Source organism: Vibrio tapetis subsp. quintayensis (assembly GCF_030409945.1).
Classification (GTDB): Bacteria; Pseudomonadota; Gammaproteobacteria; order Enterobacterales; family Vibrionaceae; genus Vibrio; species Vibrio quintayensis.
Genome location: NZ_JAUFQV010000006.1, coordinates 166,242 through 177,526, shown reverse-complemented (window position 1 = coordinate 177,526; position 11,285 = coordinate 166,242). Strand labels below are relative to the sequence as shown.

Here is an 11,285-nt window from a genome sequence, read left to right as displayed (position 1 = left end):
CTCTTCAATTTAAGATTTTGTCGGCTCAATGAATACTGACTTTAAATTACCTTAGTAAGTTAAAGCTATTATCGTTCCAACAGAACGATAATGAATTGACTGTGCCAAAATTAAGTAAACTTAATTTCGTATTGGTCACTCAGTTCATTGAAACCAAAGTTGTTTCCGAAGAAACGGTTTTTACCGAGGTAAAAACATTTTGATTATCATCAACGAGTGCCCACACAGATTGATAGGTTTAAATTGTTAAAGAGCTTTTCTTCTAACTTTGAAGCCTTTCGACTTTCTCGTTGAAGAGGCGGCTATTCTAGCGAGATAATCAGGAGTGTCAAACACTTTTTTGTTTTTTCTTTTCTTTCGAAATTTAAAAACACATTATCTCTTTTGGCTAGTAGCCTAACTGAAATTATTCGCTGAGGCCTTATTGGCTCTGCCGTTTCAGTGAGGTCGCATTATAGAGATAACGGTCACACTAGCAAGCGCTAATTCAATAAAATTGCAAAAATAATCACTAACCGATGAAATTACGACCAAACCTTTATTTATGCAAGTTTAACTCCAACTAAAACACAAGTTATCCACAGAGTTATTATATTTAGTTCAAAAAGTATACACTCCAAAACAAAGAAAAGCTGCTAAGCAACTTTTCTTTTAATACTCCGGAGCCCTCTATATAGATGTCTATATACCTGAGCCGTCTTCCTCACCATCCTCATGAAGGCCACATTCACGCTTGAGTCCAAAGAAACGAGTTTCTTCTTCGCTCATACCTGGCTGCCATTTTTTAGTGGTATGGGTATCGCCAACTGATAGATAACCTTCTTCCCTTAACGGGTGATACGGCAAGTTATTTTCTTCTAAGTAATAGTGAACATCTTTATTAGTCCAATCTATTACTGGCAAGAATTTGAATACCCCATTTTGGATCGCAAGTATTGGCAAGTTGGCCCGTGAACTGGATTGCTCACGACGCAAACCAGAAAACCATGTCCCTACGTTAAGCTCAGACAAAGCGCGACGCATTGGTTCTACTTTATTAAGCTTATTATATTGAGTGATGCCATCGACCCCCTGCTCCCAGAGTTTGCCGTATTTTGCTTCTTGCCAATTAGCACTGTATTGAGCACTGAAGATCTTCAGGTTCAAATTCAGTGACTCTGTTAGCTCATCAATAAAACGGTATGTTTCCTGAAACAGATAGCCAGTATCCGTCAAAATTACAGGCGTATCCGATTTAACTTGAGTTACAAGGTGCAACATAACGGCTGCTTGGATTCCGAAACTCGAAGAGACAGCATGTGCCCCCTCTAAATGTTCTAATGCCCACGAAACTCTTTGTTGCGCCGTTAGCGTCTCTAGGTAACCATTAATTTCAGCTAAGCGAAGTGCTTGCGCTGCTTTACCCATGGTCAGTAATTCAGGAAGCTGTGGTTTAGTTGCGAGGCTATTAGGCATAAAAGTCCCTTTTTGAAATGATCACTTCTTCCACTATGCCGGCTCGAATAGTGAAGTCACCAAACCCTTCTTTATCGTTACGTTCATTCGACCATCGTTCAACGAGTTGATCGATCTCTTGCAGTATCTGCTTATCCGTTATGTTCTCTTTATACATCTTAGGAACACGAGTACCTGACTTATTCCCACCTAGATGTAAGTTGTAACGGCCAGGAGCTTTACCAACTAAACCAATTTCAGCAAGCATTGCTCGACCACAACCATTTGGACAGCCTGTTACTCGAAGTACGATACTGTCCTCTTCCGGCAGTTCATGCTTCTTTAAAATGTCTTCGACATCGGTAACAAACTCAGGAAGAAAACGTTCAGCTTCTGCCATGGCGAGCGGACACGTTGGAAACGCCACGCATGCCATCGAGTTTTTGCGTTGCTCACTTACCCCATCATCCATCAAACCATGTTCACGAGCGATTTTCTCGATCGCCTCTTTTTGCTTAGCCGGAACACCAGCCACTATCAGATTTTGGTTAGCGGTCATACGGAAGTCGCCTTTATGAATCTTAGCGATTTCAGCAACGCCTGTTTTTAATGGTCGACTAGGATAATCAAGTAAACGGCCATTTTCGATGAAGAGGGCTAAATGATGTTTGCCGTCGATGCCTTCAAACCAACCAATTCGATCGCCACGCTCGGTTAACTCAAATGGTCTACTTTGTTCAAAAGCAATACCCGCTCGCTTTTCTACTTCAGCTTTAAATACATCAACACCTACACGATCTAATGTGTACTTTGTTTTTGCATTTTTGCGGTTAGAACGATTACCCCAGTCACGTTGAGTCGTCACAACTGCCGCTGCAACATCTAACGTTTTATCTAGAGGGACAAAACCAAAATCGTCCGCCTTACGAGGATAGGTTGAAGTATCCCCGTGAGTCATTGCCAAACCACCACCTACAAGAACATTGAAACCCACCAGCTTGCCATTATCGGCAATTGCGATGAAGTTAAGGTCGTTAGCATGAACATCCACGTCATTTTGTGGCGGTATAACCACGGTAGTTTTGAATTTACGTGGTAAATAGTTACTGCCTAAAATTGGTTCTTCATCTGTTGTTTCTAGTTTTTCACCATCTAGCCATATTTCCGCATACGCGCGAGATTTAGGTAAGAGATGCTCACTGATTTTTTTCGCCCACTCGTAAGCTTCTTGGTGAAGTTCTGATTCAACAGGGTTCGTAGTACACAACACATTACGATTCACATCGCCAGCTGTTGCAATCGAATCGATACCAATGCTATTTAGCGTTTGGTGCATTAACTTAATATTCGGCTTTAACACACCATGAAACTGAAACGTTTGACGAGTCGTTAAACGGATACTGCCATACGATGTATGTTCATCGGCAAATTTGTCTATCGCCAGCCATTGCTCTGGCTTGATAATGCCACCCGGCATACGAGCACGCAGCATTACATTGTGCAGAGGTTCAAGCTTTTGCTTCTGACGTTCAGCTCGAAAATCACGATCGTCTTGTTGATACATGCCATGGAAACGAATTAGCTGAAAGTTATCAGCTGTGAACCCACCAGTAATTCGGTCCTGTAGATCACTTTGAATGCTACCGCGCAAGAAGTTACTTTCTCTTTTTAACCGTTCATTATCTGCTAGTGGCCCCAGCTCTTGGCCCAAAACTTCTTGTTTGTTTGTTTCGTTGTTTACACTCATTAGTACACATCCCTTTGATAACGCTTCGCCTTGCGGAGGTCGTTAATGAACTCTTCGGCTTTTGCTTCACTTAAACCGCCATGTTGAACCGCGACAGTGACTAGCGCGTCATTCACATCTTTTGCCATACGTGTTGCATCACCACATACATAAATGTAAGCACCATCTTGGATCCACTGCCAAACTTGCTTTGCGTGTTCCAGAATACGATGTTGGACGTATACTTTTTCTTGTTGGTCTCGGCTAAATGCCACATCAAGCTGAGTGACTAATCCAGACTTTAGGTACTTCTGCCACTCTACTTGATATAGGAAATCTTGCGTGAATGTTCTATCACCAAAAAACAGCCAGTTTTTGCCCTCAGCATCTCTGTTGTCTCTTTCTTGAATGAAACTACGGAATGGGGCAATACCTGTTCCTGGGCCAATCATAATGACGGGTGTATTATCATCTTGTGGTAATTTAAAGTTATTGTTGTTTTCAATGAAAACTTTAACTTCCCCACCTTCTTCTAAGCGCTGAGATAAGAAGCCAGATGCTCCACCAAATCTTGCATCTTCCCCTTTCTTGTATTCCACAAGGCCAACCGTTAGGTGCACCTCATCTTCAACTTCACTTTGGGCTGAGGCAATAGAGTACAAACGTGGTGTGAGTTTACGTAAAATACCAACCAACTGTTCTGCGGTTAGCTTGGTTTTTTTCTCTGCTAACACATCAACAACTTGGGTATTACTTGAGTATTCACGAAGCTTGCTTTTATCTTCCACCAGCTTTTGTAATTTCTTACTGCCAGAAAGCTCAGCAAACTTTGTCACTAGCTGTGGATTAGAAGCCGTCACTTCAAACTTGGTAATCAACGCTGTGCGAATCGATAAGCTTTCGCCATCAACATCGATGCTCTCAATGCCAGAAAGCCCTGCTTTATCTAGTATTACATCAACTAGCTCAGCACTGTTTTCAAACCACACACCCAATGCATCACCTGGCTGGTAGGTAATACCAGAACCATCTAAGTCGATTTCAATATGACGCACGTCTTTCCCAGAATCTCGACCAGTGATCTTTTGATTAGTAAGTAGAGATGCCGTAAACGGATTGAGTTTGCTGTACAGGCTATGTGCCGATTGACCAACAGGAAGCTGCACGACTTCTGCTTCCAAGCTAACAGATAGCGCTTCTTGAACCGTATCCAGGGCCGATTTACGCCACTGCGCTGCTGATGCGTCATAATCAACATCACAATCAATGCGGTCGATAAAAGATGTCGCACCCAGTTTCGACAGGTACTCATCAAAATCTTTACCGGTTTGGCAGAAAAACTCATAGCTTGAGTCTCCTAAACCGATAACACCGTATTGAAGGTTAGGCAGTTTAGGTGCTTTTTTAGACTGTAGGAATTCATGTAACTCAATGGCATTATCAGGCGCTTCACCCTCACCATTAGTTGATGCCACAAATATCACGTGCGTTTCTTTGGCTAAATTCTTACCTTTATAATCGCTCGCGTCATATACACTGGCAGCAATACCTAAAGCAACCGCTTCATCTTTCAGTGCCTCAGCAACACCTTTAGCATTTCCAGTTTGTGAAGCATAAATAATGCTTAACTTACCCGCTGGTTTTGCCGCGACAGCAGCAGCCGCTTGGCGAATTGGCGCTGATGCACCTTGTGTTTGGTGTTGACTCAAACCCCAGAAGTAGCCACTGACCCATGCTAGTTGTTGCGATGACAACTCAGATGAGGCTTGTTGTAATTGACCTATTTGTTGATCATTCAGCGGACTTGCCAGGGCGGAGAGATCTTTTGCTTGAGTGTTTCCTTGTGAAGACATATCACGACATCCCTATTCATTGCGTGACGATAGATTAACCACTCTCGCTAATAATAAAAAAGAATAGATGAGTATGTTTTATAACTTTTGGATTTAAGGGAATGGCGCTAAGGCTAACGATCTTCTACGCGGACGTGACTAAACCCTACGGCTAGAGCGGATTTTGACGCTTTATCGAGATCTAAATATTGGCATTCTTCTCCATGTGAGTCAGTGAGTAAAATAAAGCCTCCACGAGAATGGCGGAACTCAACAACCCAACTGCCTTCTTGAATTGAGGGTTCAACTATCGCTTCAACTAACTGGTTGTCTCTATACAAACCTCGCAACTCAGAAATCGTCATGAGCGGTTCCTTGCTTACATTCTTATCTAATAAGCATGGTTCAACTTCGCTAGGATGCAAACAAATTACACATACAAAAAAGCACCACATTCAATGCAGTGCTTTCGTTGAAGCGAATTCAAATTTAGAAGCCAGCAGTCAGCCCCAAAAACCAACCATGTGTCAGAGACATATCACCAGAACCTGGGTAGAAATTAAATCGATACTCCATTGCACGATAGCCACCACGCATTGCAATGTCTACTTTTTCTAAATCAAAACGATATTGCATACCCGCCGTTAAGTCTGCGGTTTTATTGCCGTCACCATTACCAAAGTCGAATTCGCCAATAACATCAAAATTGGTATCGGGTACATTAATGCGAGCATTCGCGTGCCAGCTGAATAACAACTTACTGAATGATGTTGCTGGTAAGTCACTTGGGTTGGTGTATTCACCATCTTTGTACTTAGACCAAGTAACACCTACATCAAAGTGCAAATGTTCGTGCTCCATAATGTCGTAGTAGAAAGTGTAATCGTATTTGTCGAAGCTGGTAATCTCGCCTCTAACAGGCGTGAAGCGCACTCTTACATGGGGGGCATACGGAATGGTATTTTCAAACGCGAAAGAAAATGCGCCTTGCGTATCTACTGAGTCACGCTTCGAATCTTCTTTATTATCAGAGAAACTCGTACCCGCTGACCACAAGTCGCTACCGACTCTAAAATAGTAGTCCGACTCTGCCGAAACAGGCATTGCAATTGAGCTCGCTAGCACTAAAGCTGAAGCCGCCATACGCACTTTCATTTTGTTCATCCACTCTCAAATACAAGAAATTAACTCGGATACTATCACATATCCGAGCAGCAATAACCATCAAGAATGAATGTGCACACATAAGCTAGCGAGGCTGATAAACAAAACTCTTGAAGAACCACCAGCCAACTACAATGACGATCAACCACGGCAGAACTTTAAACACCATACCGACCATTCCCAGAACAAACATCGCTAGGAAGGCTACACCCGTTGCAATAAATACTGTCATCATTGTCACACCAGTAAATACCAGCATGCCCACAAAAATAAATACAAACAGTAATTCAAACATCACTAACCTCTTCTTAGTTATTAACTTCTCTCTACGTTACTAACTGCAGAAAGCAGGCCAACTTATCTAAAAATTTAAGCCATTGTAATTTAAATAAAAAAATAGGCCTTCCTCAATAAAACGAAAGGCCTACATTTAGTGATATGGTAAATAAAACCATTCAGTGGTGAATTTTACACACCTAATTCAAGTGGAATTTTAGCAAGTGCAGCTTCAACAACCTCAATGCCAGAACCCGGTTTATGTGCATTTTCACTGATGTATCGGCGCCATTGGCGAGCACCAGGCATCGCTTGGAATAACCCCAACATATGACGAGTAATGTGGCCTAAGTGCGCACCATTCGACAGTTCTTGTTCTATATACGGGTACATTCCTTTCACGACGTCTGAGCGCTTGATGATTTCTCTATCAGAACCAAAGATTTGCTGGTCAACCTCTGCTAACAGATACGGATTCTGATACGCCTCACGACCAATCATCACACCATCCAAATGCTGAAGGTGTTCTTTTGTTTCTTCTAGTGTCTTAACACCACCGTTTACGGCAATAGTCAGTTGTGGGAAGTCTTTTTTGATTTGATAAGCTCGAGGGTAATCCAATGGCGGGATTTCTCGGTTTTCTTTTGGACTTAACCCTTTCAGCCACGCTTTACGAGCATGAATAGTAAATTGATCAACGCCACCCTTTTCATGCACTGTTGAAATGAAATCGGTTAAGAATTCATAAGAGTCTTGTTCATCGATACCAATTCGAGTTTTTACTGTTACCGGAATATCCACGACGTCACGCATAGCAGACACACAATCCGCGACCAATTGCGGCTCAGCCATCAAGCATGCACCAAAGCGACCATTTTGAACTCGATCAGAAGGGCAACCCACGTTGAGGTTAATTTCATCATAACCACGTTCTGCAGCCAACTTAGCGCATGTCGCTAAATCGACAGGATTAGAACCACCTAGTTGAAGCGCGATAGGATGCTCTTGTTCACTATAAGTAAGGAAGTCTCCTTTACCGTGAATGATCGCGCCAGTTGTTACCATTTCAGTGTATAACAACGTATTTTGAGACAGTAGGCGGTGAAAGTAACGACAGTGTCGGTCTGTCCAATCAAGCATGGGCGCAACGGAAAGGCGCTGCATGGCGAATTCATTGGTGTTTTTTGGGTTAGACACGACTACCTCACTCTGTTCTACACGTATTCAATATGGAATAGCTTACTGCTAGCCATTAAAAAGGACGCAGATTATACACTGAGAATCCGAAAGCGTCAGAAAAAACAGAAAGCATAGCTCTAGGGTTACTGTAGGCTAAATACTATGATGACCTTTTCAAGCCTCGCATCAACGCCTAACAGTCGAGCAACGTACCGAACCCTATTTATCTATTTTCCACACACCTCAACAGAAGACATCACATAAAACCTAATTTCATCATGCGGCGCACCTATGGCTCATAGCAGAAAGAAACAAGTCATCATCGATACCGATATGGGTTGGGGTGGCTTACTTGCCAAAAGTTTGCTTGAGCTGGGGAGTCAAACCCAAGCCAAGATTACATTGGGTACTGAAACACCAACAATCGAGCTGCATGGCAATTTATAGCGGAAACGCTAGCTAAGACAAAAGAACTAATCAGCGTTATTTCTTGGGGCTGCTTTACTAACAGCGACCGAATGCGAGAACACCTACATTACCAATAGTTGCTCTCGTAAAGTTAAGACCATACAAGCGGTATCTCAACGAGCTTTTGCTTCTCAATTTGAACACATAATGAACTTATGATGTTTATCGCCGTAACCAAGATCGCAGAGATAACCATCAAGCAAGACAGAAGTGTTGATTAACTAGCAAATTTTGCTTACGGTATGAAAAAAATTACCAATTGTGCCTAACTGACGCAATTAATGGTATATTATTAGTAATGTGCACCAAAAGGTGAGCAATTTGAAGCAGTCGTTAGTTGAACAAGTGGAAGGCATTTGTCAGAGCCGTGGAGTTAGGCTTACAACACAAAGAAAGCGAGTTTTTGAACTCATTTGTGAAAGTAAATGCGCCTCTACTGCTTATGAACTGCTAGACCAATTAAAGGTAAGTGAGCCGCAAGCTAAACCACCTACGGTTTACCGGGCGTTGGATTTCTTATTGGAACAAGGTTTTATTCATCGAGTAGAATCTACGAATAGTTTTATTTCGTGCTGTTCCTGTGGTGTTAATAAGCACTTTTCGCATCTAATGATATGTGACCAATGTGGTGACGTTATCGAGCTTCAAGATGAAAACTTGATTGCTCTGCTTGCGAAAAATATTGAAAAGCAAGGCTTTCATTTAAGCAACCACGTCATTGAAACACATGGAACGTGTAAAACTTGCTTCTCTACTACAACGGATAAATAGATAGAACGTTATGCGCGCTGAATTTGTAAACCCGTTTTTAGCTTCTTTAATGAATGTCCTAAAAACCATGGCTTCTCTGGAGCTTAAACCACAGAAACCTCGAGTGAAGAAAGACGAAATCGCTCGCGGTGATGTTTCAGGCTTAATCGGTATGGTTGGTGATCAATCCCGAGGTTCAATGTCGATTACTTTTGACGAATCTTTGGCGCTTGAGATCATGCAGAATATGTTAGGTGAACGTCCTAACGGCCTTAATGAAGAAGTAACCGATATGGTTGGTGAGATCACTAACATGGTTACTGGTGGTGCGAAACGCATCCTGTCCGAAAGTGGTTTCGACTTTGACATGGCAACACCGATTGTTGTATCAGGTAAAGGCCACACCATTCGTCACAAATGTGAAGGCGCTATCATCATCATGCCATTCACATCTGAATGGGGTAATGCATTTATCGAGATTTGCTTTGAGTAAAAGCTTTTTCTGATAAATGAAGAAAGGTTGGTGCTTCGGCAGTGGCCTTTTTTTATGGGACAAAGACAAAAAGGCCAACATCTGCTGGCCTTTGTTATTACTGGTTAACGGTGATTATGCTTTAAATGCTTTAAATGCTTTAAATGCGTTAATCAGGCCGTTGGTTGAGCTATCGTGTGAAGATATTGCTTCTTCGTCAGCAAGCTCAGGTAAAATTTGGTTTGCTAGTTGCTTACCTAGTTCTACGCCCCACTGATCAAAGCTAAAGATATTCCAGATGATGCCTTGAACAAAAATCTTATGCTCGTACATCGCTAGCAAGTTACCCAAGGTACGCGGAGTGATCTGCTTAACCAAAATTGAGTTGGTTGGACGGTTACCCTCGAATACTTTGAATGCAACAAGATCTGCAACTTCTTCTGCGCTTTTTCCTGCTGCTGCAAACTCTGCTTCAACCTGTTCTTTACTCTTACCAAACGCCAGTGCTTCTGTTTGAGCAAAGAAGTTAGACATCAGTTTTTGGTGATGATCGCCAGCTGGGTTATGGCTTAATGCTGGTGCAATAAAGTCACAAGGGATCAACTTTGTACCTTGGTGAATAAGTTGATAGAAAGCATGTTGGCCATTTGTACCTGGTTCACCCCAAATGATTGGGCCAGTTTGGTAGTCTACTTGCTCACCGTTACGGTCAACACACTTACCATTTGATTCCATGTTGCCTTGCTGGAAGTACGCCGCAAAACGGTGCATATACTGATCGTATGGCAAAATAGCTTCAGATTCAGCGCCGTGGAAGTTGTTATACCAGATACCAATAAGCGCAAGAATAACCGGTACGTTATTTTCAAAAGACGTCGTAGCGAAATGGCTGTCCATTTCGTGTGTGCCCTCTAATAGCTCAACGAAGTTTTCAAAGCCCACTGCAAGCGCGATAGACAAGCCAATCGCTGAACATAAAGAGTAACGGCCGCCAACCCAATCCCAGAACTCGAACATGTTGTCGGTATCAATACCAAACTCAGAGACAGATTTAGCATTGGTAGACAATGCTGCAAAGTGTTTCGCTACGTGAGTTTCATCGCCTGCCGCTTCAAGGAACCAATCACGAGCTGAATGAGCATTTGTCATGGTTTCTTGAGTAGTAAACGTTTTAGATGCCACTAAGAATAACGTGGTTTCTGGGTTCACTTTCTTCAACGTTTCGACAATATGAGTACCATCAACGTTAGACACAAAGTGAAGGTTTAAGTGGTTCTTGTACGGTGTCAGTGCTTCCGTCACCATGTAAGGACCAAGATCTGAGCCGCCGATACCGATATTAACAACATCAGTGATCGCTTTGCCCGTGTAGCCTTTCCACTCACCGCCGACAACACGGTCAGTGAACGTTTTCATTTTTTCTAGTACTGCATTAACCGCAGGCATGACATCTTTGCCATCAACAACAACGGGTGTATTACTGCGATTACGCAACGCAGTATGAAGCACTGAGCGACCCTCAGTCTTATTAATAGCTTCACCAGAGAACATGGCGTCAATCGCTGACTTTAATTCTGTCTCGTTCGCCAGTGCAAACAAGTGTTCCATCGTTTCTTTGTTGATCAAGTTCTTCGAATAGTCGACTAAGATATCAGAGCCGAATTGAGTTGAAAACTCAGTGAAACGCTGTGCATCCTCTGCAAACAGTGTTTTTAGTTCCATATCTTGTGCAGATTCAAAATGCGCCGTTAGCGCTTTCCAAGCTTGAGTTTGTGTTGGATTAATATTTTTTAACATGATGATTTATCCCAATGATCCTTTGGTTTGATTCTGTTCCGTATCTATAGAAGCTAACGAAATTTCCGGTTAAGCAATAATTTAGTTAAATAACAAATTAGTAAGAATTCTCCGCTCCTTGCTAAGCAAGCCCCCGAGCGTGAATATTGTAATAATATTTCAGTTTTTGAATTATGGCGTAATGCTT

At 42.3% G+C, this 11,285-nt stretch carries 11 protein-coding genes; 3 read left to right on the top strand and 8 right to left on the bottom strand.

Features of this window, described 5'->3' with window-relative positions; genetic code table 11:
- Nucleotides 1-681: 681 nt before the first annotated feature.
- From QWZ04_RS01890 to dusA, 7 genes are all read right to left on the bottom strand, one after another.
- Entirely contained in the window at nucleotides 682-1,455 is a 774-nt protein-coding gene (locus tag QWZ04_RS01890) for a phosphoadenylyl-sulfate reductase (RefSeq protein WP_290324403.1), read from the bottom strand.
- Nucleotides 1,448-3,181 carry an assimilatory sulfite reductase (NADPH) hemoprotein subunit gene (gene cysI / locus QWZ04_RS01885; protein ID WP_290324401.1) on the bottom strand — a complete coding sequence of 578 codons (1,734 nt, stop codon included), beginning with the start codon at nucleotides 3,179-3,181 and terminating at the stop codon, nucleotides 1,448-1,450. The genes QWZ04_RS01890 and cysI overlap by 8 nt, the downstream gene beginning before the upstream one ends.
- Complete coding sequence (locus QWZ04_RS01880; RefSeq protein ID WP_290324399.1) at nucleotides 3,181-5,013, bottom strand: assimilatory sulfite reductase (NADPH) flavoprotein subunit; 1,833 nt, start codon at nucleotides 5,011-5,013, stop codon at nucleotides 3,181-3,183. The genes cysI and QWZ04_RS01880 overlap by 1 nt, the downstream gene beginning before the upstream one ends.
- Before the next feature lie 113 nt (nucleotides 5,014-5,126).
- Nucleotides 5,127-5,357, bottom strand: coding sequence for a hypothetical protein (locus tag QWZ04_RS01875; RefSeq protein ID WP_290324397.1), 231 nt, complete (start codon nucleotides 5,355-5,357; stop codon nucleotides 5,127-5,129).
- Nucleotides 5,358-5,481: 124 nt separating this feature from the next.
- Nucleotides 5,482-6,156: a TIGR04219 family outer membrane beta-barrel protein gene (locus tag QWZ04_RS01870; RefSeq protein WP_102523151.1), complete on the bottom strand. Its 675-nt coding sequence runs from the start codon at nucleotides 6,154-6,156 to the stop codon at nucleotides 5,482-5,484.
- Nucleotides 6,157-6,241: 85 nt separating this feature from the next.
- Nucleotides 6,242-6,451: an envelope stress response protein PspG gene (pspG, locus tag QWZ04_RS01865; protein ID WP_102523152.1), complete on the bottom strand. Its 210-nt coding sequence runs from the start codon at nucleotides 6,449-6,451 to the stop codon at nucleotides 6,242-6,244.
- Nucleotides 6,452-6,624: 173 nt separating this feature from the next.
- The gene (gene dusA / locus QWZ04_RS01860; RefSeq protein ID WP_290324394.1) at nucleotides 6,625-7,629 is read right to left on the bottom strand and encodes a tRNA dihydrouridine(20/20a) synthase DusA; all 1,005 of its coding nucleotides are present in this window, start codon (nucleotides 7,627-7,629) and stop codon (nucleotides 6,625-6,627) included.
- A 273-nt stretch (nucleotides 7,630-7,902) separates the two neighbouring features.
- Between dusA and QWZ04_RS01855 the strand changes: the two genes are divergently transcribed.
- The 3 genes from QWZ04_RS01855 to QWZ04_RS01845 all read left to right on the top strand — a co-directional run bounded on the left by QWZ04_RS01855 (nucleotide 7,903) and on the right by QWZ04_RS01845 (nucleotide 9,322).
- Nucleotides 7,903-8,058, top strand: a complete 156-nt coding sequence (locus QWZ04_RS01855) for a hypothetical protein (RefSeq protein ID WP_290324393.1) — start codon at nucleotides 7,903-7,905, stop codon at nucleotides 8,056-8,058.
- Between the two features lie 333 nt (nucleotides 8,059-8,391).
- A complete protein-coding gene (zur, locus tag QWZ04_RS01850) occupies nucleotides 8,392-8,850 on the top strand; it encodes a zinc uptake transcriptional repressor Zur (RefSeq protein ID WP_102523155.1) in 459 nt (152 codons plus the stop codon).
- A 10-nt stretch (nucleotides 8,851-8,860) separates the two neighbouring features.
- The gene (locus QWZ04_RS01845; RefSeq protein ID WP_102523156.1) at nucleotides 8,861-9,322 is read left to right on the top strand and encodes a chemotaxis protein CheX; all 462 of its coding nucleotides are present in this window, start codon (nucleotides 8,861-8,863) and stop codon (nucleotides 9,320-9,322) included.
- A 114-nt stretch (nucleotides 9,323-9,436) separates the two neighbouring features.
- Here the strand turns inward: QWZ04_RS01845 and pgi are convergent, their stop codons facing one another.
- The gene (gene pgi / locus QWZ04_RS01840) at nucleotides 9,437-11,098 is read right to left on the bottom strand and encodes a glucose-6-phosphate isomerase (RefSeq protein ID WP_290324388.1); all 1,662 of its coding nucleotides are present in this window, start codon (nucleotides 11,096-11,098) and stop codon (nucleotides 9,437-9,439) included.
- Nucleotides 11,099-11,285 lie beyond the last annotated feature (187 nt).